The organism is Citricoccus parietis, from assembly GCF_042433045.1.
Taxonomy (GTDB): Bacteria; Actinomycetota; Actinomycetes; order Actinomycetales; family Micrococcaceae; genus Citricoccus; species Citricoccus parietis.
In genome coordinates this window covers 97936-118025 of record NZ_JBHLWH010000027.1, presented here as the reverse complement: position 1 = coordinate 118025, position 20090 = coordinate 97936, and the positions used below count along the sequence as shown (strand labels likewise).

The following is a 20090-nucleotide window of genomic DNA, read 5'->3' as shown; positions in this document are numbered from 1 at the left end:
TGAGACCGTCATGGAACGGTGCGTCGGAAAGGCGGTGGACCACGTGGATCCCGTGCGGGCCCTCGTCGAGTCGCTCACGGCCGACGATGCCATCCTGGCCGAGACGGTCGAAGCCCTCCGCGCCTCGATCCCCGGGTACGAGGAGGTCCCCACCGAATCCCTCGAGGACTCCGTCCGCCGCAACCGCGCCTTGAGCATCCGCACCATCCTCGAGGGCCGGTCGCCGGAGCCCGAGGGGATCGATGAGGCCCAGGCGCTGACCGAGGAGCGGATGGCCCAGGGCGTCGATATCGCCAGCGTGCTGGCCGGATTCCGCGCCTGCATGACCATCATCCTGCGCCACCTGTTGGCGGCCGCGCCGCGCTATGGCGTTCCAGCGGAGACGGCCCTGTCCTTCTCCACGCTGCTGTGGTCCCTGGGAGACGCCTTCACCACCCGCGCCGTGGTCTCCTACCGGGACCGCACCATCGCGCAAGCCGTGGCGGATTCGACCCGGCGCGCGCACTGGCTCGGCTCCGCGTTGGCGGGGAGCCTGGGCCGGACCGAGTTGTTCGCCGGCGCCTCGGTCTTCGGCGTGCCCCGCAACCAGCCGGTCCGGGCCCTGTGCGCTGATGGAGCCGAGGTGCCCGCCGTCCAGGACTGGGCGGAGGGCGTGGGGGCCCGGGCGATCGTGGTGCCCCAGGGCACGGGCGCCATCGGCGTCCTTGTCGGCGAGCCCGACGCCGTCCACTCACCTGGCTCCGGCCTCTCACCGGGCTCTGGCCCGCCTGTCTCAAACCCGCCGCCCGCGGGATCGACCATCGCCCTCGGGTCCCCGGTGACCCTGGGGGAATTGCCGACCTCCTTCGACCTGGCCACCCACGTGCTGGCCTCTGCCCAGAGGGTCGGGACGGCCGGCGTCGTGGACCTGGAACGCCTCTCCTGGCGCATGGGTGTCTTCGCTAGCCCGGAGGCCACGGACCTGCTTGACGGCCTCTATCTGCAGCCGCTGCGGGCGGAGGGAGCCTTCGGAGAGCTCATCATCGAAGCCCTGCGCGCCTATCTGGGCCACCGGATGAACATCCCGGCTGCTGCTGGCTCCATCCCGATCCACGCCAACACCCTGCGGTACCGGCTCAAGCGTTACCGCGAGCTGACCGGGGCGGACCTGGGAGACCTGAACACACTCATCGGGGTCTCCTGGGCCCTCGCCGCGGACCAGGCCTGAACCCTTCCGAGGCACCCTGTCCCTGTTGTAGCCAGTGACGAAAGTTGCCACCACCTCTTGGGGATTGCGACGTGGCCTGAATCACCCATCGAGGGCAGGGTGGTAGGTGCGGCCCACCAGCGCCGTGACATCTCACCCACCGAGGAGAACCGAATGGTCTTGGGGATCATTGGCATCATCCTGTCCCTCGCCCTGTTGATCACCTTGGCGTACCGGGGCATGCCCGTCATCATCGCGGCGCCGATCGCGGCCGTCGTGGCCCTGGTGTTCTCCGGAGCGCCGATTCTCGCCTCCTACACGGAGATCTTCATGCCGGCCCTCGCCGGATTCGTGGGCCAGTACTTCCCGCTGTTCCTGCTCGGTGCCATGTTCGGCGTGCTGATGACGGTCACCGGCTATGCCGAGTCGATCGCCCGCACGGTGGCCCGCTGGATCGGCGCGCGGAACGCCCTGGCGGCCACCGTGGTCACCTCCGCCCTGATGACCTACGGCGGCATCAGCCTCTTCGTGGTGGCGTTCGTGATGTTCCCCCTGGCCCGCGAACTGTTCCGAGTGGCGGACATCCCGAAGCGACTGATCCCGGGCACCATCGCCCTGGGCATCTTCACGTTCACCATGACGGCCCTGCCGGGCTCGCCTCAGGTCCAGAACCTGATCCCGGGACAGTTCTTCGGCACCGACGGTTTCGCGGCCCCGGGGATCGGCCTCGTGGGGACCGTGATGATCCTCGGGCTCGGCCTGGCGTGGCTCGAGTTCCGGCGCCGCCGGCTCATGGCCAACGGTGAGCACTTCAGCGATGCCAGTCCCCGCCGCGGGCACGGTCCCGGTGCGGCGCTGGCCGGATCCGCGACGGATTCCGCGACGGATTCCGCAACCGCTTCTGGAGCGGGACACGGCTCCGGCGCCCAGGCCCAGGTCAAGGAGGCCGAGACCGGCACCTCCGGCGCCCTCATGACCCCGCGCAACGGGGTCGAGGCCTTCATCCCGCTGCTGGCCGTCATCATCGTGAACTTCGGCTGCACCCTGCTGGTCTTCCCGGCCCTGAACTGGGACTACCTGCAGGAGGAGAAGTTCGGCGCCATCGAGTTGAGCTCCCGCGCCGGCATCTGGGCTGTCATCGTCGCCCTGACCGTGGCCATCCTGGTCATCGTGGCCTTCAACATCCGCCGCTTCGGAGACCTGCGCAAGGCCTTCGTGGACGGGGCCAAGGGGTCCATGCTGCCGATCTTCTCCACGGCCTCGGAAGTCGGTTACGGTGCCGTCGTCGCCTCCGTGGCGGCCTTCGCCGTGGTCCGGGACTCCGTGTTCAACATGGGCGGCAACGCCTTGGTCACCTCGGTGTTCTCCACCTCGGTCACCGCCGCCATCACCGGCTCATCCTCGGGTGGCATGACCATCGCCCTGAACGCCTTCGGTGACGATCTCAAGGCGCTGGCCCTGGACCAGGGGGTGAGCCTGGAGGCCATGCACCGTCTGACCGCCATGGCTGCCGGCGGCCTGGACACCCTGCCCCACTCCGGTGCCGTGGTGACGCTGCTGATCGTCTGCGGCATGACCCACCGCCAGTCCTACAAGGACATCTTCATGGTCACCCTCGTCATGCCGGTCATCACGGTCGCCGTGCTCACCGCCGTGGTCTCGATGGTCGGGGCCTTCTGACGCACCCGGCCCGGCCGATCTAGGCTGGATGTCATCCACGCCACACCAAGACACGTCCCGCCTCACCCACAGGAGAACATCCATGACCACCACATCTTCTGCTCGCTCTGCCGCCCCTGCTGCCCACGACGCCGTGATCGTCGGCGGGGCCCGGACCCCGTTCACCCGGCTGCTGTCACAGCAGGCCTCCCTGACCGCTGTGGACCTCGGCGCCCACGCCATCAAGCACGCCCTGCAGCGTGCCGGCGTGGACGGCGCTGACGTGGACTCGGTCATCATGGGCCAGGTCGTCCAGGCCGGCCAGGGACAGAACCCGGCCCGCCAATCGGCCCTCGCCGCCGGACTGGACTGGAGCGTGCCGGCCACGACCATCAACAAGGTGTGCCTGTCCGGCCTCACCGCCGTCATCGATGCGGCGCGGCTCATCCGCCTGGGCGAGGCCGAGGTGGTGGTGGCCGGCGGCCAGGAGTCCATGACCAACGCTCCACACCTGCTGGTGGGAGCCCGGAAGGGCTACAAGTACGGCCCGACGACGGTGCTCGACTCGGTCGCCTACGACGGCCTGACCGATGCGCTCAGCAAGGAGGCGATGGGCGAGCTCACCGAGTCCGGCAACACGGAGCGGCAGATCGACCGCACCGCCCAGGACGAGGTCGCCGCCGCCTCCCACCGACGAGCCGCCGCCGCTCAGACCGACGGCACCTTCGACACGGAGATCGCCCCCATCGAGATCCCGCAGCGCAAGGGCGAGCCGGTCGTCCTGTCCCAGGACGAGGGCGTACGCCCGGACACCACCGTGGACTCCCTGGCCGGGTTGCGCCCGGCGTTCGCTCAGGACGGCGGCATCACCGCCGGCAACTCCTCGCCGCTCTCCGACGGCGCGGCCGCCCTGGTGGTCACCTCGAGGGCCTATGCGGAGGCCCAGGGGCTGACGGTGCTGGCGACCATCGGGGCGCCCGGTCAGGTCGCCGGACCGAAGGACTCCTCCCTGCACTCCCAGCCGTCCAATGCCATCCTGGCCGCTCTGGCCACGGCCGGCTGGTCCGTGGGGGAGTTGGACTTCATCGAGATCAACGAGGCCTTCGGCGCCGTGGCGGTCCAGTCCCTGAAGGACCTGGAGTACCCCCTGGAGCAGACCAACCTCCACGGCGGTGCCATCGCCCTGGGCCACCCCATCGGCGCCTCCGGGGCTCGGCTGGCCCTGACCGCTGCCCTGGAGCTGTCCCGGCGCGGCGGCGGCCGGACCGCCGTCAGCCTGTGCGGTGGCGGCGGCCAGGGCGAGGCCCTGCTGCTGAGCCTCTGAGAACCACCCCCCACCTCACCCACCACACCTCACCCCCCTCACCTCACCCCAGCCCAGAAGGCAGGAACGCCCCGTGACCGCATCAGTGACAGAGCATCAGCAGACCACCGGGATCTTCCGGGACGGCATCCTCGCCGGTCGTACCGCGGTGGTGACAGGAGGGGCCTCCGGGATCGGGGCGGCCTGCGTGCGTGCCCTGGCGGCGGCGGGGGCCACGGTGACCGTGGCCGATCTGAACGCGGAGGCGGCCGAAGCGCTCGCAACCGAGGTCGGCGGCACGGCCTGGGTGGCCGACCTCGCCGACACCGAGGCCCTCGACGACCTCCGGCTGGACACGGACATCCTCGTCAACAACGCCGGGATCCAGCGGATCGCCCCGATCCACGAGTTCGACCCCCAGGCGTGGAGGTTCATCCATCGGCTCATGCTGGAGTCGCCGTTCCTGCTCACCCGGGCCGTCCTGCCGGGCATGTATGAACGGGGCTTCGGCCGGATCATCAACCTCTCCTCCGCCCATGGGATGCGCGCCTCGGCCTTCAAGAGCGCGTATGTCTCCGCCAAGCACGGTCTCGAGGGCCTGTCCAAGGTGACCGCCCTGGAGGGCGCTGGGCACGGGGTGACGTCGAACTGCATCAACCCGTCCTATGTGCGCACGCCGCTGGTGGAGAAGCAGATCGCCGACCAGGCCAAGACCCATGGGATCTCCGAGGACGAGGTCGTGGAGAAGGTCATGCTGACCGAGTCGGCCGTCAAACGCCTCGTCGAGCCGGAGGAGGTCGCCTCGCTGGTGCTCTGGCTGGCTTCGGATGCCTCCGGGATGGCCACCGGCGCCTCATATGCGATGGACGGTGGCTGGACCGCCAGCTGAAACCTCAGAACACCAGACCAGCAGGCCAGCAGACCAGGAGAACGGAAGGACAGACCATGAGTGTGGACAAGACGGTGGGTACCGCGGCGGAGGCGGTGGCCGATATCGGTGACGGCTCCTCGTTGGCGGTGGGTGGATTCGGGTTGTCCGGCAACCCGGTCCAGTTGATCGAGGCGTTGAGGGACCAGGGTGCGAAGGCGCTGTCCATCGTGTCCAACAACTGCGGCGTGGATAGCTGGGGGCTCGGGCTGCTGCTGGCCTCCGGGCAGATCGCCAAGATGACCTCGTCCTATGTGGGGGAGAACAAGGAATTCGCCCGGCAGTACCTCGAGGGTGAGCTGGAGGTCGAGCTGGTGCCGCAGGGCACCCTGGCGGAGAAGCTGCGGGCCGGGGGAGCCGGCATTCCGGCGTTCTACACACGTTCCGGCGTCGGGACCCAGGTGGCCGATGGGGGCCTGCCGATGCGGTACAACACGGATGGGACGGTGGCGAAGGCCTCTGCGCCGAAGGACGTGCGCTCCTTCACCCTGGGCCAGACGGGGGAGAGGGACTACGTGCTGGAGGAGTCCATCGTGACGGACTTCGCGCTGGTCCACGCGGCGGTCGGCGACCGCCACGGCAACCTGGTCTTCAACAAGGCCACCCGCCAGTTCGCGCCGCCGGCGGCGATGTCCGCGACCGTGTGCATCGCCCAGGTGGAGAAGCTGGTCGAGCCCGGGGAGATCGATCCGGACCAGGTCCACCTGCCGGGGGTCTATGTGCACCGGATCGTGGAGGTCGGGCCGGACATCGAGAAGCCGATCGAGAAGCGAACCGTCCGCGCCGCCGGCCCGGACAGCCAAGAGGAGAACCGATGAGTTGGAGCCGAGATGAGATGGCGGCCCGGGCCGCGCAGGAGTTGCCGGACGGTGCCTATGTGAACCTGGGGATCGGGATGCCGACGCTGATCCCGAACCACATCCCGGAGGGGCGCACCGTGGTGCTGCAGTCCGAGAACGGGATCCTCGGGGTCGGCCCGTACCCGTTCGAGGAGGACGTGGATCCGGATCTGATCAATGCGGGCAAGGAGACGGTGACGGTCCGCCCGGGGGCCTCGTTCTTCGATTCGGCGTCCTCGTTCGGGATGATCCGCGGTGGCAAGATCGACGTCGCGGTGCTCGGTGGCATGCAGGTGGCCCAGAACGGGGACCTGGCCAATTGGATGGTGCCGGGCAAGATGGTCAAGGGCATGGGTGGGGCCATGGACCTGGTCCACGGTGCCGGCCGGGTGATCGTGCTGATGGACCACAACGCCCGGGACGGGGCCCCGAAGGTCCTCACGGAGTGTGACCTGCCGCTGACAGGCCAGGGGGTGGTGGACCGGATCATCACGGACAAGGCCGTGATCGATGTGGACAAGTCAACGGATCCCGGCGCCCCGCGCCTGGTGCTGGTCGAGACCGCTCCCGGGCTCACCGAGGACGAGGTCCGCCAGGCCACCGGCGCCACCCTGTACTGACGCACCCCACCACGGCCCGACGCCGGCCGGCGGGTACCTGGGGCCTGACCACCTTTCGCGGTGGTCGGGCCCCGTGCTCCGCGCCGACTCACCGCCCAGCATCCCACCGCTGTTATCGCTTCGTGACTACCGTGGGAAAGGTCGGCACCGAGACTTCCCCAACCCAGCCCCTGGTGCCGCGGGATGATCGCGTCCAGGGGCAAGTGTGGAACATGATCCGGTTCGAGCAGGTCTCCAAGGTCTATGACCGCCGTTCCCGTCCGGCATTGCACGACGTGACGGTGGAGTTCGAGCGGGGTGAGTTCGTCTTCCTCGTAGGTGCCTCCGGTTCCGGGAAGTCCACCTTCATCCGCCTGATGCTGCGTGAGGAACGCGCCAGCAGCGGTACGGTCTACGTGGTCGGCCGGAATGTGGCACGGATGCCCTCGTGGCGCGTGCCGAAGCTGCGCCGGGGGATCGGCGTGGTCTTCCAGGACTTCCGCCTGCTGCCCAACAAGACCGTCTATGCGAACGTGGCCTTCGCCATGCAGGTGCTCGGCAAGGGCCGGGCCCAGATCCGCCAGACCGTTCCCGAGGTCCTCGAGACCGTGGGCCTGGAGGGCAAGGAGAAGCGCATGCCGCACGAGCTGTCCGGCGGCGAGCAGCAGCGCGTGGCCATCGCCCGCGCCATCGTCAACCGGCCGGAGATCCTGCTGGCCGACGAGCCGACCGGCAACCTCGACCCGGAGACCTCCCTGGGCATCATGGCCGTGCTGGACAAGATCAACCAGAACGGCACCACCGTGGTCATGGCAACCCATGACGATGACATCGTGAACCAGATGCGCCGCCGCGTGGTGGAGCTGGATGCCGGCGGGATCGTCCGCGACGAGACCGGTGGCGGCTACCGGACGGAGGCGACGGCATGAGGTTCGCCTTCGTCCTCGGGGAGACGTTCTCCGGCATCCGCCGCAACCTGTCCATGGTCGTCTCGGTCGTGCTCGTGACCTTCATCTCGCTGACCTTCGTGGGGGCGGCGGGCCTGCTGCAGCAGCAGATCAACCAGATGAAGGGGTACTGGTATGACCGGGTCGAGGTGGCCATCTTCCTCTGCACGGACACCTCCACCACCACCTCGTGTGCTTCCGGTCCCGTCACGGACAGCCAACGCCAGGCCGTCCAGGACCTGCTGGAGTCACCCACGGCCGCCCCCTACGTCAAGAGCTTCGACTACGAGTCGCAGGACCAGGCCCTGGAGATCTTCCAGGAGCAGTTCAAGAACTCCGCCATGGCGGGCACCGTCACGGCAGACCAGTTGCCGGAGTCCTTCCGGGTGGCCCTGGTGGATCCGGAACAGTACGAGGTCGTCAACGAACTGTTCTCCTCCATGCCCGGCGTGGAGATCGTGTCCGACCAGCGCGAGTTGCTGGAGCAGATCTTCTCCCTGATGAACATGGCATCCGTCATCGCGGTCTCCGTGGCGGTGGTGATGCTGGTCTGTGCGGTGTTGCTGATCGCGACCACCATCCGGCTCTCCGCGTTCTCCCGCCGGCGGGAGACCGGAATCATGCGCCTGGTCGGCGCCTCGAAGACCATGATCCAACTGCCCTTCCTGTTGGAGGGGGTGATCGCCGCCCTCGCGGGCGCCGTCCTGGCCAGCGTCACCACGTGGGCCGTGGCGGAGTTCTTCATCGGGGACTGGCTCACCGGCCAGTATCCGGGAACCGGTTTCATCGCGGGCGGGGACGCCCTGATCCTGATCCCTCTGCTGCTGGGCGTCGCGGTCCTGCTGGCCGCGCTTTCGTCGATCCTCACCCTGAGGCGCTACCTTAAGGTGTGATGATGGTGAGACAGGTGCGACCCGTGTGACACTTGTGACCAGATGTTGTCCGATTCGAGATAGTACACCGCCTGATCCACCCGCAGGTCGCGGGCCCGCCCACCGGCCCACCGACCATCCCTGACCGTATTCCTGACGGAGGAACCCGTGAAGCCACGCCGACTCTCCCGCGCCATCATCGGTGCTGGACTGGTCACCTTTCTGACCCTGTCCATGGGCGGCACCGCCGCGGCACAGGACTCGATCGATGACCTGCAGCGCCAGATCGAACAGGCTGAGCGCCAGCAGTCCGAGATCGATGAGGAGATCGGCAACCTGGGCGGGGAACAGTCGGACCTGGAGGAGCGCCAGGGTGACCTCGATGCGTCCCTTGAGGGCCTGGACGCCGACATCGCCGACAAGATCCGGGAATTGAACTCGCTCCAGGACCAGTTGCCCGGAGCCCAGGAGGCGCTGACTGCGGCCGAAGGCCAGGTCTCGGCCGCCGCTGCGGAGGTCCAGTCACTCAATGAACGCGTGCGGCAGGCCGAATCGAGCCGATCCGAGATCCTCGCCGAGATCGCCGCGAGCGAGCAGGAGTTGGACGTGGCCTCCGCCGAGATCGGGCAGATCGCCAACCAGGCCTACAAGCAGGGTGGTGTCTCCTCGGACCTTGCCTTCATCCTGGGCATGAGCGACTCCTCGTTGCCGGACGCCATGGGACTGGCGAACCAGGCCATGCGGATCCAGAACAGCCGCATCTCCACCGTCTCGCAGAGCAAGTCCACGGACGTCAACGCCGAGGTGCGCCTGGCCGCCGTCGAGACGGAGATCCGGGACCTGCGGGCCCAGGCTGAGGACGCGCTCCGGCGCGAGGAGCAGGCCCGTGACGCCGCCGCCGCCGCCAAGCGTGAACTCGACCAGATGGTCTCCACCACGTCGGAGCTGACCGACGAGCTCAAGGCGCAGCGCCCTCAGATCCAGGCGCAGATCGACGCCAACCGAGCGGCTCAGGACCAGGTCAACGAACAGATCGCCGAGCGTCAACGGGCGCTGACGGCTCAGGCCGGCAAGGCCAGCGACCTGCAGGAACAGCACCGTGCGGCCGTGGCCGAGGCCGAGCGCAAGCGCCGCGAGGCCGAGGAGGCGGCCCGCAAGGCCCGGCAGGCCTCGGCGGCGAACCGGGCAGCCGCGCAGGCCTCGGCCGAGCAGGCCGAACGCGAGGCCAGCGCCGCGGAGGACCGGGCGAGCGAGGCCGAGAAGGCCGCCAGCACCTCGAGTGGCTGGGGCCTGCAGTGGCCGCTGAACACGTACATCACCTCGGGATTCGGCTGGCGCCCGACGCCGTCCGGCACCTTCGACTACGGGGGCGCCGGGGGGTACGTGCACACCGGCATGGACTTCGGCGGCGGCTGCGGCCTGCCGATCCGGGCCTCTGCGGACGGCGAGGTCTGGAACGCGGACTGGGCGGTGTGGACGTCGGGCAAGCGCGTGGTCATCTCCCACGGCGTGGTCAACGGGCGTGCCCTGGCCACCAAGTACCACCACATGACCCGGTACATCGTGTCCCCGGGGCAGAACGTCAAGCGCGGCCAGATCATCGGCTACACCGGCACCACCGGCAACTCCACCGGCTGCCACCTGCACTTCGAGACGATCCTGGACGGCCAGGCCGTCAACCCCGCCGGTCTGCTCTGAGGCTGGCCGGGTGCTGCCCCTTGACGGCGGCGGTACACTGGTAAGTCTGTGTAGTGAGCATCCGACCCGTCGGAGAGGAGGGGACCGGCTATGGCCAAGAAGTCCGCCGGCAAGTCCGGCAAGTCGTCCACCCCGGACGGCCGGCAGATCATTGCGACCAACCGCAAGGCCCGGCACAACTACCTCATCCTGGACACCTACGAGGCCGGGATCTCCCTGATGGGGACCGAGGTCAAGTCCCTGCGCGAGGGCAACGCCTCCCTGGTGGACGGATTCGCCGTCTTCTACGGGGACGAGCTCTACCTCGAGCAGGTCTACATCCCGGAATACCTCAACGGGTCCTGGACCAACCACGCTGCACGCCGGCGGCGCAAGCTGCTGCTGCACCGCCAGGAGTTGACCAAGATCTCCCGTCAGATCATGGAATCCGGACACACCATCGTTCCGCTGCAGCTGTACTTCAGGGACGGCCGGGTCAAGGTCGAGATCGGCATCGCCCAGGGCAAGAAGGACTATGACAAGCGCCATGCCCTGCGTGAGAAGCAGGACAACCGTGAGGCACAGCGTGCCATGAGGATCCGCAACCGCCGCGCAGCCTGATATCAGGAGACCGGCCGGAATACCGCGGGCCGGGGATGCGTTATACTGGACAATCCGGACCAGGCGTGGAATCAGAGAAGCCTCGCAGGGAACCGGTTGATTGAGAACAGAACATGGGGATGATCGGTTTCGACGATGTGAGTCGCGACAGGGGAAGCGGGCCGAGGATGCAGAGTTATCTCGGAAACGCTCTCTGCAAACCAACAAGTGCCGAATCTAAGCGCACTGACTTCGCTCTCGCTGCCTGATCAGTGAACGAGTCCGTCAACCTGAGGATGCTATCGCCCCAGGACCTGGCGTCGATTAGATAGCCAATGTCCACCACCCTCGCCGGGGGTCGTGGTGGAGACCTTAATCCGGCTGGGCCCGGGTTGGCTGCCTGTTTGCGGGACAGCCAGGGCCGAGTAACACCCACAGCAAACTGCGCCCGGAGAAGACCTGGCAACACTGCATCGGACGCGGGTTCAATTCCCGCCATCTCCACGGACCAAGCCCGGAACCCTCGTGGTTCCGGGCTTTTTCCTTGCCATTACAGGGAAGTAAGCCCATCGCCACATGTTCACAACTATTCAGGTGTGGTCACAAGGTACCATAGAACTAGTCACACAGTAGTAACTAGTTCAGGAGGTGGGCATGGCAACCAGCGGCAAGAAGCTCCCACGCGGCATTGACCGGCTACACAATGGCACCTATCGCGCCCGCCTCTTCGTGGGCGGGGTGCAGCACAGCCTAGGTGCGTATCAGACCATCGGAGACGCCCGTGCCGCCCTGGACATTGCCAGATCTGAGAAGGCCCGGGGCACATTCGTCCCGCCGGCAGACAAACGCCGTAACCAGAAGGTCGAGGCCGAACTGCGTGCGCGGAAGGCCACCGCCGATTCCCGAAGCGTCCGCGAGATGTTCACCGCCTGGAGCGAGTACCTAGAACACCGGGGCCTGAAGTTCGGCACCCGCTACACGTACGAGCGCCGACTAGAGGCCCACTTCCTGCCGGAGTTTGAGAACACCGGCGTGGGGCGCATCCTGGCCGAGGACGTAGCCGACTGGTTGGACCGACTGGAGAAGTCCAAGGGGTCCACTACGGCCGCGCCCGTCCACCAGACCGTTGCATCCATGTTCCGGTGGGCATCCGGCGACGCCCCGGATCTGCCCCGCAACTTCAAACCATGGGTGCTGGCATCTCCAGTCCCACCGCCGTCCGCTTCAAAGTTCCGTCGCCCCTCTAGCACCCCCGAGCGCAACCGAACCCCGGCGAGCATTGAGGACGTGGCCGCACTGGCATCCAACATGCCCCCGGCCGAGCGCATGGCCGTGCTGTTGTCCGGCTGGTGCGGATTGCGACTGGGGGAGGTGCTGGGACTGCGCCGCCGCCACATAACCACGAGTGGCAGCGGGGACAATGCCGTGTACTGGATCAAGGTAGAGACACAGGTGCAGGCTCGAGGTTCAGGTGTCCGCGAGGAAACCCCCAAGAGTAGGGCCGGCAGCCGAGACGTTCCCGTTCCGCCCGGACTGGCCCCCAAGCTGGTAGAGCACCTGGAACAGCACACGACGAAGGGCCGCAATGGACTGCTGTTCCCACGCCACCCCGGCGGCGACGTCCACCACCACCCCAACACCATCCGGTCACACTTCAACGAGGCCATGGAGTCCGTAAACGCCCCGAGGATCGCGGGGGAGGACCTTCGTGATCCGTTGGAGAACTTCACGTTCCACGGGCTCCGGCATAGCGCCCTAACGCGGTTAGGGCAGGCCGGTGCCACCACGGCCGAGCTGAAGGCATACGCCGGTCACAGCGACGGTGCCAGCGTCGAAAGATACCAGCACGCCGAGAGGTCCCGACTGGCCGCGCTGGCCGGCGCACTAACCACAACCGAGGGGAAAGAATGATCACCATCTATTGCGACAACGGACACAAGCCGTGGACCATAGGCAAGCTTGTGCGGTCTGGGGGAACGGGGGATTGGATGCAGGAAGGTGCTCAGTCATCCGACCTCCAACGTCAGCACGCCGTGCATATGGAGAAGCACCCCGGCATGGCTACGGACCTCACAGATTGGTTGGCGACCAGCCCGCCACAGTTGACAGACAAGCCGAAAGCCTGGAAGTCCATCCATGAAGGACAGGAGCAGACACCAGTGTTTGGTCCTGGCACTGGAGCCGCTGGGCAGGACCCCGGCCATGTCACATACACGTTCAAGTGCCCCAAGTGCGCCAACCGTCGCCGCCATGCCACCGTGACACGGCGCGAGGACAACCTGACGCCCATCCTGGAGCGACTGGAGCAGCACGGCATCGACAGGATCACCGTAGACGGTCTTGCACAAGCCGCCGGCCGATTCGACAAAGAAACTGACCACGAATGACAACCATGTAATACATGGGGTAACATGGGACCATACAGAGTCAGGCAGTGGACCTGACCCCGAGCGGCCGAAGGCCTCGGGAACTATTGCTCCGCCTCCCGCGCAGCGCTTACTAAGCGTGCCCGGGAGGCATTCTTGTCTAAGCGACCAGCTAGTCCACGCCTGTCCATCTCAGATGTAGCCGAGGAACGCGGCCTGTCCGAGTCCACGGTGCGCCGCCTCATCTCTCGTGGTGACTTACGGGCCTACCGAATCGGCAAGCGGATCATCCGCATCGACCCGGCGGACCTTGACGCCCTGTTCACCGAGGTCAATCCCGCCACGTACGCCATCGTTGGCGGTGGTGCCTCTTGATTGCCGTCACCGCTCACAGCACCCGCCGAGCCACGCCCGCCGGGAACATCACGGTAGATGAGTGCGCCGAGATGCAGGCCGCTATCCGTGACCTGTCCAAGCGAGATGCAGTGCGCATCATCTCGGACCACCTGCCGCACCTGTCCCGCTCGTGGATCAACCGCAACTTCGCCTACGTGGTCGAGCTGGACCCGGATGCCCTGGCCGTCGTGCTGACCTACTCCGACCCGACTGGCGAGCGCGCCGTGAACCGCACCATGAAGCGTGGTGGTGCACGTGTCTGAGGCAAAAGAAAACCGCCCCGGCGGTGAGACCGAGGCGGTTCGAAAGTCGTTTGGCGGCGACACTCTTAGTATAGCCGATCCGGACCCCGCGGGACTGGTGGATGGCGTGTACGTCGTCGTTGTTCACTCCCGTCCTGAAGGCCGTGCGCCGCGCTGGACCCGCCGCATCTACATGTCCCTTCACGCCGCCGATAAAGCACGCTCACGGGCCGCTATGCGCGGGGATCGTGCCTATCTGGTCCTGTGCCAACTGCAAGCCGTGGACACCCGGCTAGGGGGCGCACTTTGAATACCTCCGATTTGAAATCCGACCTCACTCGCTCCGTTGAGCAGGATCGTGCCCTTTACGCCGCCGGTTACCGCGCCGGCCTGGAGCAGGGACGTACCGAGGTCAGCTGCCCTCACATTCATCCGCAGATCGCCGCTTCTGTCCGCGAGATGTTCGCCGGCTGGGACGGGGAGCAAGCTGCACACCGCCGCTCCGTCGAGCGGTTCCGCGCCGAACAACGACAGGGGGTGACGTCGCGATGAGCTATTCACCCTTGGACCTGGAAGCGATTGATTCCTCGGATATCCACGCCGAGCCGTCCGCTTCGTCCGCTTCGTCCAGTCCGTCCGGTTCCTTATTGGGGGTGCTGGACAAGGTGGACGAGTGGATTAGCCGGTTCGTTCTGACGACCACTGCCGAGGACATCCACCTGATGACACTATGGGCCGCGCATACATATGTGGTCGAGCAGACCTATACGACGCCGCGCCTTCAGATTGATTCAGTGATGCCCGAATCGGGCAAGACGACTGCCTTGGAACACCTGCAACACCTGGTGCGCCGGCCGCTGTCTGCGTCCACCATCTCCTCCGAGGCGCTGTTGCCACGGGTGCTGGAGCGCGGAATCCGAACCATCTTGATTGACGAGGCAGACCGGTCCCTGGACCCGAAAAATCCCATCATGGCCGGAGTCATGGCCACCATCAACACCGGATACAAGCGTGGTGGCTCCCGTCCCGTGCTGGTCAAGGACAGTGAAGGCAACTGGACCGACCGGGAAATGTCCACGTTCGCCCCGGTCGCCCTGGCGGGCAATAACCCGTCACTGCCTGATGACACCCGCACTCGGTGCATCCGCGTCCTGCTGATGCCCGACTTCGAGGGGCTGGTGGAGTCATCCGACTGGGAAGACATCGAGGAAGACGCCGACCACCTGCGGATCGATCTGGAAATGGCCATGGAAGCCGCCCGTGAATCAGTCGGAAATGCACGCCCGACCCTGCCGGAGGACTGCAAAGGACGGATGCGTGAGAAGTGGCGCCCACTGGCCCGTGTTGCCCAAGCCGCTGGCGGACGGTGGCCCGGAATCATCAACACCCTCATTCACCGAGACATGGAGGAACGAAAGATGGAGCGAGCAGAGGGACTGCAGAACCTCCCATTGCGCGTGCACCTGATCCGGGACATTGCACAGGTCTGGCAGGCAGGAGATCAGTTCATGCCGTCCACGGAACTGGTGGACCTGTTGGCCGCAAGGTTCCCGACGCGGTGGGGGTTGCAGTCCACCAAGGGGCTGACCGTTCAGGGCATGGGCCGAATGCTGATGCAGGGCTACAAGATCAGTTCGGACCGTGAACCATCCGGGGCTCGCCGCCGTGGATACAGCCATCTCCAGTTCACCGAATCCTGGCGACGTTTCCAGGTCGAGCCACCCCACATCAAACCGGACGGACCGGACGAACAGGCCCAACTGGACGAGACGAGGAACCGATGACCACCACCAAGAAGACCGAGCTGGACCAGTGGAAGCAAGCCGCAGAGGACTCCCGGAACGTCCTGGCGTTCTACGAATCCCGGAACGACAAATTCAAAGCCCGCATCCGTTCCCTAGAAGCCCGAGTCCGCGACCTGACAGCAGCAGACGGCACCCACGAGGAAGCCCTGCCGACCACTGATCCCGAGAAGGAATGACCATGACAACCGACAAGACCGGAACTGACCGGCTGGCCGCCGCATACGAGCAGGCGGACAAGGACAACACCGACCCAGCCGAACACCCGGCAGGTACCGGCGTGGATCGCCTCGCCGCCGCACTCAACACCACCACCAACGAAGGGAACTGAACCATGACCACCACCGCCGAAGAGCTGCACGAGACCATCGCTGAGGGCCAGCGCATCCGTGACACCCTCACCGCGAAGGCCAGCAAGATCCAGCCCACCAAGGCCGAGGCTGAGAAGATCGCCGACGCCGAAGCCGCCCGTGATGAACTTGCCGAACGTGAGCAGGCCGAAGTCCAGCGCGTCCGAGCACGGGAATACCACTGGGCAGATTGGTTCATCCGCAAGGGCGGATACGAGCAAACCTCCAAGGCCGCAGCAGCCGAACGTACCGACGCTGAGAAGGCCTTGCGCGAAGCCCTGGACAACGACCCGGTCTATCAGGCCATGGCCCGATACAAGGCCACCGGGGACTACGGGGCACGGCTCTACGACCTGCGCGAGCGGGCAGTGAGCGCCCTCGGTCTGCAGCAGGACCCGCGAGGCTACCCCGCCAACGGCTTCAGCAACTACACCGAACCGAGCCGCACCATCGAGGAACACCAGAAGCGCCGAGCCACTGACGCGGTAGACGAGTGGTACGACGCCCTCCATGCCGCTGTGGACGCCCACGTGCGCAGCCACGACGACACACTGCCCGAGGCGCTGCCAACACCCGGAGCCGAGCGCCTAGACCGGGCCCAGCGCATGGCCACCACCGAGGCAGAGTTCCGCGCCCGTGTTCGGATCGAGGAGACCGCCACGTTCATGCCCGTGCCCAATGGCTGGATGTCCCGGAAGGTCCGCGTCCTCCACGACCTGGAGAACGGCGAGACCCTGCCACTCGATGACCCGAAGGACGCTGAGTCAGGTGTGTTCGGCTATGTCTTCGGGGATGAGTTCGTGCCCCTCGATGACCTCACGCCCGCACAGATCGAGGTAGCAGAACAGGCCGTCAAGCAGAACGACCCCGGCCGGTACTGGCGCATCCACCGCCCGAACTGACCCAGGGGGGTGACCCCCTGCTGTTTGCAACTGCAAAGGCCGCCGGGCAGGGAACACGCAGTCCAGAAGGCTGAGTTTTATTTACGCATCAACTATTCGGGCATCAAATATGGCGTAAACACCACTGGCGGGCGGGAAATGCCCGTGCCGGAGTGATGGGGACGAGCTACAGAGAATCCGGGCTGTGACTCCCCAGCGCCATGGGACCGCGTAAATGACGGACGGAACGAAAGGTGGAAACCCACCTCCTCCCGTTTCCGTGCGGTCCCACACATTCTTGCCGTTGCCTTTACTGGCGCGGCTGCTATCCACCACGGGGTGCGTCAACGTCACCCGCGCCTGTCTCCGTTCCTTTCCGGGCAGTGGGCCGATGGGCGGACAGACATAGAGCCGCCCAGCGCACCCCGTGGCTTCTCCGCATTGGCCCCGATGGTCGAGTGACTACCGGGGCATTTCTGTATCGACCATCCGAAGATTGGAACACATCATGACTGAACCGAACTATGAGAAGCCGATGAAAGAGATTCCCCTCGCGCCCGCCGCTCTGCAAGCGTGCGCGGATTGCCCGTGGAAGAAATCGAACCTAGACACGATGGATGCCCGCCGGGACGACACCGTTTTCGACCGGCACCACGCCACGGACTTCTGGCGAGACCTTGCCCAGAACGGTGCGACGTGCCGTTGCCACCTGACGACCCCCGGTTATTACCCCCACGATGAGACGGACGAGGCGGAGGGATTCAAGCGCCCGCATAAGTTCAAGGGCGAGGCTCACCGTCAATGCGCGGGCCAACTGGCAATAGTCCGCAATGAGCTGCGGAAGCTGGACCAATACGCGACACACGCGGAATACCTGGAAGCGAACCCCGCCGGCCTGACGGAGCCCATCGCCGAGCACTTCCGGGGCATCCTGGAAGATCCGGGGTCAGCCCCTATCCCGTTCCGGTGGCCCGCCCAGAAGGTGGATGACGTGGTGTTGGACCCGGCGGAGTTCGTGGACCTGGGCTCTAATGAGTGGAAGCGCGGACGGCACTGGGCTGCGGACATGCTCAACATCTTGCAGTTGACTGATCCGAGCCTTGCCGCCTGTGACTGCCGGTTCTGTTCCCAGCATGAGCAGATTCACCCGGCTGAGCAGGTCACCCTGGCCGGTGGTTCTGTAGTCCTGATCGACAAGGGCATTGCCGGGGTGGTGGCAGCGTTCAATGATGCTGGAATCCTCACGTCGGCATCCTGTGAGGCGCTGGCCCCGGCAATGTACGAGTTCGACCGGGCCGGTTTCCACACTCTGCGAGACGGCCCGTCGGGCAAGGTGAACTACTCCCGTCCACTTCTGGAAGGCGGTGCATTCGTGCGGTTCAGCAGCCGGACGAAAGCGGGCAAGCTGGCCGCCATGGTGCTGGGCAAGTTCTACGGCGTGGACCAGGCCGGCACGGTGGCACAGGTGACGTTCCCGCTGGAGGACGCCGAGAATGTCTGTCTGATCGTCCGCACCGCCGCTAAGAAGTCGGCAGCCTGAGAAGCCCGTGAAAAGTCCCCCGTCTGGTCATTGCGACCGGGCGGGGGACTTTGATTCGCCTGGAAACTGTGCGCCGATTTCTCACCATTACCAAGTAACCAAATATTGCAACTGGCCTCTCAGGATTGGATGCTATGTTTATCAAGCACACGCACACTTGGTGAATCCTGGAGGACCATGCCCGTTCCAAAACGGATTCGAGAGTGCGTGAGTTATGCCGAGCAATGCGGCTGGACCTATAAGGAGACCAGTGACGGACATCCACAACTGATTCCCCCCGCAGGTATGGACGATCCGTATCGTCCAGGAAGAAAAGCTGCTCCAGTAACGTTCTCCAAAACACCATCTGATCACCGATCAGACAAGAACGCTATAGCGATGCTCAGGCGGCTAGGAGTCGATATCCCACGAAAGGGAGACTCCAGCAAGAAAGGAAAGCGGCGATAATGAACGAATACACCCTCGAAGTGACGACCGCTCCGGTCATCAACGGTGATTGGTCTGTGCTTCGGAACGTCCTTGACATGGTGCCCGGTTCGATCCTGATTGAGGATCCCGAAGAGCCCATGTTGGTTGTGCCCGTGACTGCGGCCAACCCCATGAAGGCTGCCAAGTTCATGGACGGACTGTCGACCCTGATGGGATTCTCCCTGGTCTCTGGCAACATCACTCCGACTCCCACCGCCGAAGAACTCGGAATCGAGTTGGATGATGAAAGCCCGACGCACAAGACCGAGGTTGAGAAGGCTTTGGAGCGCTACGTTGAGAACGACACCTCTTTTAGTGGTCGACTGACCAGCGAAGGCCGTCTCGTTTCGGCCTAGAACTGATCCCTTAGATCTAATAGGACCCCACCCTGACTGGGTGGGGTCCTATTGTTTTTCTGCACCCTTATACGCTTAGGTTGCGCTCCCGGCCCTCGTCTGTGAGGGCGAGGCCGATCTGCTGTGCCCCGTACGCGAGGAAGTGAACCGCTTTGGCGAGTTCCGCCACTTCGGGATCGTTAGATGACTTCAGGCGGACCGATGACTCCGTCGCCGTCTTGAAGTTCTGAATGGCATCTAGAACTAGTTGTCGCTGACTATCCAAGTACATGGCTACTCCTACTGTCGGTGTGCTCCTGTACTTCCAACACTATGGCCGGGGTACGCGCTGGATGCGTACCCCGGCCCTTTGGTGTCCGTCAGAGCCCAACCACGCCGGCCGTATCCGCTGGCATCAGATCGAGGACCACTTTGACCAGGTCCATGATTGGAATGTCATTGTCATCAGAGATGCGGGCCAGATCGTAGACGGTCGGGTCCGACTTGACCGCTAGGACGGCTGCAGCCGCAACGGCGGCATCTCGGCTAATGGTGGTGTTCATAGTGATCTCCTTGGATTGGTCGGATTCGAGATCCGGGCAAAGGGTGTCGATTCAATCGACACCCTTGGGGATCTTGAATCGGGAAGGGTACGCGTTCAGTGAGTACCCCGAGGGCCGGACAACATACGGACCCTGGCGGGGCTGTGGCCTTGCAAGGTCCCCTGCCCCAAAGCTCCCGACGCCACCGCCCTCACTCAGCGTCATTCGCCCAGCGTTACGGAACCCCCGCTAATGGTGGAGGTTCGAGCGGCCGGCCCTGTGAACGGGTAGCAAAGCCGTTCACCCGCTGGCGGTTCAGCGCGTGGGGGAGGATGTACAGCACCGCGCCGTCTCTGAGTACGTGAGGACGGCAGGAACACGCGGGACAGACCCGGAAAGGCGCAGGTGACAAACTCTTTGTCACCTGGACCCATCCCAGCCGGTCCAGACAGCCCGCATTTCAAATGCGGGCTGCAGGAGGGCACGGGGACAAAAATGTCCGTCTATGCGGTCCCGGTGATGATGGACGGAGCAAACAGCGCGAAGAACAGCGCGGCC

General features: G+C 65.4%; 22 protein-coding genes and 1 other RNA gene. 22 read left to right on the top strand and 1 reads right to left on the bottom strand.

The annotated features are described in order from the left end of the window. Positions 1 to 10: 10 nt before the first annotated feature. The 22 genes from ACFFIO_RS09645 (at position 11) to ACFFIO_RS09540 (ending at position 19011) form a co-directional block, all read left to right on the top strand. A complete protein-coding gene (locus ACFFIO_RS09645; RefSeq protein WP_378041351.1) occupies positions 11 to 1207 on the top strand; it encodes a PucR family transcriptional regulator in 1197 nt (398 codons plus the stop codon). Between the two features lie 153 nt (positions 1208 to 1360). Continuing rightward, positions 1361 to 2866: a GntP family permease gene (locus tag ACFFIO_RS09640; protein ID WP_378041350.1), complete on the top strand. Its 1506-nt coding sequence runs from the start codon at positions 1361 to 1363 to the stop codon at positions 2864 to 2866. An 82-nt stretch (positions 2867 to 2948) separates the two neighbouring features. After that, the gene (locus ACFFIO_RS09635; RefSeq protein ID WP_378041349.1) at positions 2949 to 4169 is read left to right on the top strand and encodes an acetyl-CoA C-acetyltransferase; all 1221 of its coding nucleotides are present in this window, start codon (positions 2949 to 2951) and stop codon (positions 4167 to 4169) included. A 73-nt stretch (positions 4170 to 4242) separates the two neighbouring features. Further along, the gene (locus ACFFIO_RS09630) at positions 4243 to 5037 is read left to right on the top strand and encodes a 3-hydroxybutyrate dehydrogenase (protein ID WP_378041348.1); all 795 of its coding nucleotides are present in this window, start codon (positions 4243 to 4245) and stop codon (positions 5035 to 5037) included. A gap of 56 nt (positions 5038 to 5093) precedes the next feature. Beyond that, the gene (locus tag ACFFIO_RS09625; protein WP_378041347.1) at positions 5094 to 5894 is read left to right on the top strand and encodes a CoA transferase subunit A; all 801 of its coding nucleotides are present in this window, start codon (positions 5094 to 5096) and stop codon (positions 5892 to 5894) included. Further along, positions 5891 to 6535: a CoA transferase subunit B gene (locus tag ACFFIO_RS09620; protein WP_378041346.1), complete on the top strand. Its 645-nt coding sequence runs from the start codon at positions 5891 to 5893 to the stop codon at positions 6533 to 6535. Before ACFFIO_RS09625 ends, ACFFIO_RS09620 begins: the two co-directional genes overlap by 4 nt. A gap of 212 nt (positions 6536 to 6747) precedes the next feature. Beyond that, positions 6748 to 7443 (top strand): cell division ATP-binding protein FtsE, encoded by a 696-nt coding sequence (gene ftsE / locus ACFFIO_RS09615; protein WP_378041574.1) that lies wholly within the window; start codon positions 6748 to 6750, stop codon positions 7441 to 7443. Beyond that, positions 7440 to 8354 (top strand): permease-like cell division protein FtsX, encoded by a 915-nt coding sequence (gene ftsX, locus ACFFIO_RS09610; protein ID WP_378041345.1) that lies wholly within the window; start codon positions 7440 to 7442, stop codon positions 8352 to 8354. The genes ftsE and ftsX overlap by 4 nt, the downstream gene beginning before the upstream one ends. A gap of 147 nt (positions 8355 to 8501) precedes the next feature. Further along, on the top strand, positions 8502 to 10031 hold the full coding sequence (locus ACFFIO_RS09605; protein WP_378041344.1) for a M23 family metallopeptidase: 1530 nt from the start codon (positions 8502 to 8504) through the stop codon (positions 10029 to 10031). A 90-nt stretch (positions 10032 to 10121) separates the two neighbouring features. Further along, complete coding sequence (gene smpB, locus ACFFIO_RS09600; protein ID WP_378041343.1) at positions 10122 to 10631, top strand: SsrA-binding protein SmpB; 510 nt, start codon at positions 10122 to 10124, stop codon at positions 10629 to 10631. A 115-nt stretch (positions 10632 to 10746) separates the two neighbouring features. After that, positions 10747 to 11117: a transfer-messenger RNA gene (ssrA, locus tag ACFFIO_RS09595) on the top strand. Positions 11118 to 11264: 147 nt separating this feature from the next. After that, positions 11265 to 12521 (top strand): tyrosine-type recombinase/integrase, encoded by a 1257-nt coding sequence (locus ACFFIO_RS09590; RefSeq protein WP_378041342.1) that lies wholly within the window; start codon positions 11265 to 11267, stop codon positions 12519 to 12521. Further along, a complete protein-coding gene (locus tag ACFFIO_RS09585) occupies positions 12518 to 12997 on the top strand; it encodes a hypothetical protein (RefSeq protein WP_378041341.1) in 480 nt (159 codons plus the stop codon). Before ACFFIO_RS09590 ends, ACFFIO_RS09585 begins: the two co-directional genes overlap by 4 nt. A gap of 135 nt (positions 12998 to 13132) precedes the next feature. Continuing rightward, a complete protein-coding gene (locus ACFFIO_RS09580; protein ID WP_378041340.1) occupies positions 13133 to 13351 on the top strand; it encodes a helix-turn-helix domain-containing protein in 219 nt (72 codons plus the stop codon). A gap of 71 nt (positions 13352 to 13422) precedes the next feature. Further along, positions 13423 to 13635, top strand: coding sequence for a hypothetical protein (locus ACFFIO_RS09575; protein ID WP_378041339.1), 213 nt, complete (start codon positions 13423 to 13425; stop codon positions 13633 to 13635). 285 nt (positions 13636 to 13920) lie between these two features. Next, on the top strand, positions 13921 to 14166 hold the full coding sequence (locus ACFFIO_RS09570; protein ID WP_378041338.1) for a hypothetical protein: 246 nt from the start codon (positions 13921 to 13923) through the stop codon (positions 14164 to 14166). Positions 14167 to 14177: 11 nt separating this feature from the next. Beyond that, the gene (locus ACFFIO_RS09565; protein WP_378041337.1) at positions 14178 to 15398 is read left to right on the top strand and encodes a DUF3631 domain-containing protein; all 1221 of its coding nucleotides are present in this window, start codon (positions 14178 to 14180) and stop codon (positions 15396 to 15398) included. Then, complete coding sequence (locus ACFFIO_RS09560) at positions 15395 to 15595, top strand: hypothetical protein (protein WP_378041336.1); 201 nt, start codon at positions 15395 to 15397, stop codon at positions 15593 to 15595. Before ACFFIO_RS09565 ends, ACFFIO_RS09560 begins: the two co-directional genes overlap by 4 nt. A gap of 2 nt (positions 15596 to 15597) precedes the next feature. Continuing rightward, positions 15598 to 15747 carry a hypothetical protein gene (locus ACFFIO_RS09555; protein ID WP_378041335.1) on the top strand — a complete coding sequence of 50 codons (150 nt, stop codon included), beginning with the start codon at positions 15598 to 15600 and terminating at the stop codon, positions 15745 to 15747. A 3-nt stretch (positions 15748 to 15750) separates the two neighbouring features. Further along, positions 15751 to 16668 (top strand): hypothetical protein, encoded by a 918-nt coding sequence (locus ACFFIO_RS09550; protein WP_378041334.1) that lies wholly within the window; start codon positions 15751 to 15753, stop codon positions 16666 to 16668. Between the two features lie 487 nt (positions 16669 to 17155). Continuing rightward, a complete protein-coding gene (locus ACFFIO_RS09545; RefSeq protein WP_378041333.1) occupies positions 17156 to 18187 on the top strand; it encodes a hypothetical protein in 1032 nt (343 codons plus the stop codon). A 446-nt stretch (positions 18188 to 18633) separates the two neighbouring features. Beyond that, positions 18634 to 19011: a hypothetical protein gene (locus tag ACFFIO_RS09540; protein WP_378041332.1), complete on the top strand. Its 378-nt coding sequence runs from the start codon at positions 18634 to 18636 to the stop codon at positions 19009 to 19011. Between the two features lie 359 nt (positions 19012 to 19370). On the opposite strand, the gene ACFFIO_RS09535 is transcribed toward ACFFIO_RS09540, so the two are convergent. Continuing rightward, positions 19371 to 19553: a hypothetical protein gene (locus ACFFIO_RS09535; RefSeq protein WP_378041331.1), complete on the bottom strand. Its 183-nt coding sequence runs from the start codon at positions 19551 to 19553 to the stop codon at positions 19371 to 19373. Positions 19554 to 20090 lie beyond the last annotated feature (537 nt).

Coding starts and splice junctions, on each gene's coding strand:
- ACFFIO_RS09575 (WP_378041339.1), top strand. CDS start 13,423: ATGCAGGCCGCTATCCGTGACCTGTCCAAGCGAGATGCAGTGCGCATC.
- smpB (WP_378041343.1), top strand. CDS start 10,122: ATGGCCAAGAAGTCCGCCGGCAAGTCCGGCAAGTCGTCCACCCCGGAC.
- ACFFIO_RS09550 (WP_378041334.1), top strand. CDS start 15,751: ATGACCACCACCGCCGAAGAGCTGCACGAGACCATCGCTGAGGGCCAG.
- ftsE (WP_378041574.1), top strand. CDS start 6,748: ATGATCCGGTTCGAGCAGGTCTCCAAGGTCTATGACCGCCGTTCCCGT.
- ACFFIO_RS09625 (WP_378041347.1), top strand. CDS start 5,094: ATGAGTGTGGACAAGACGGTGGGTACCGCGGCGGAGGCGGTGGCCGAT.
- ACFFIO_RS09635 (WP_378041349.1), top strand. CDS start 2,949: ATGACCACCACATCTTCTGCTCGCTCTGCCGCCCCTGCTGCCCACGAC.
- ACFFIO_RS09560 (WP_378041336.1), top strand. CDS start 15,395: ATGACCACCACCAAGAAGACCGAGCTGGACCAGTGGAAGCAAGCCGCA.
- ACFFIO_RS09545 (WP_378041333.1), top strand. CDS start 17,156: ATGACTGAACCGAACTATGAGAAGCCGATGAAAGAGATTCCCCTCGCG.
- ACFFIO_RS09640 (WP_378041350.1), top strand. CDS start 1,361: ATGGTCTTGGGGATCATTGGCATCATCCTGTCCCTCGCCCTGTTGATC.
- ACFFIO_RS09620 (WP_378041346.1), top strand. CDS start 5,891: ATGAGTTGGAGCCGAGATGAGATGGCGGCCCGGGCCGCGCAGGAGTTG.
- ACFFIO_RS09590 (WP_378041342.1), top strand. CDS start 11,265: ATGGCAACCAGCGGCAAGAAGCTCCCACGCGGCATTGACCGGCTACAC.
- ACFFIO_RS09540 (WP_378041332.1), top strand. CDS start 18,634: ATGAACGAATACACCCTCGAAGTGACGACCGCTCCGGTCATCAACGGT.
- ACFFIO_RS09585 (WP_378041341.1), top strand. CDS start 12,518: ATGATCACCATCTATTGCGACAACGGACACAAGCCGTGGACCATAGGC.
- ACFFIO_RS09535 (WP_378041331.1), bottom strand. CDS start 19,553: ATGAACACCACCATTAGCCGAGATGCCGCCGTTGCGGCTGCAGCCGTC.
- ftsX (WP_378041345.1), top strand. CDS start 7,440: ATGAGGTTCGCCTTCGTCCTCGGGGAGACGTTCTCCGGCATCCGCCGC.
- ACFFIO_RS09555 (WP_378041335.1), top strand. CDS start 15,598: ATGACAACCGACAAGACCGGAACTGACCGGCTGGCCGCCGCATACGAG.
- ACFFIO_RS09645 (WP_378041351.1), top strand. CDS start 11: ATGGAACGGTGCGTCGGAAAGGCGGTGGACCACGTGGATCCCGTGCGG.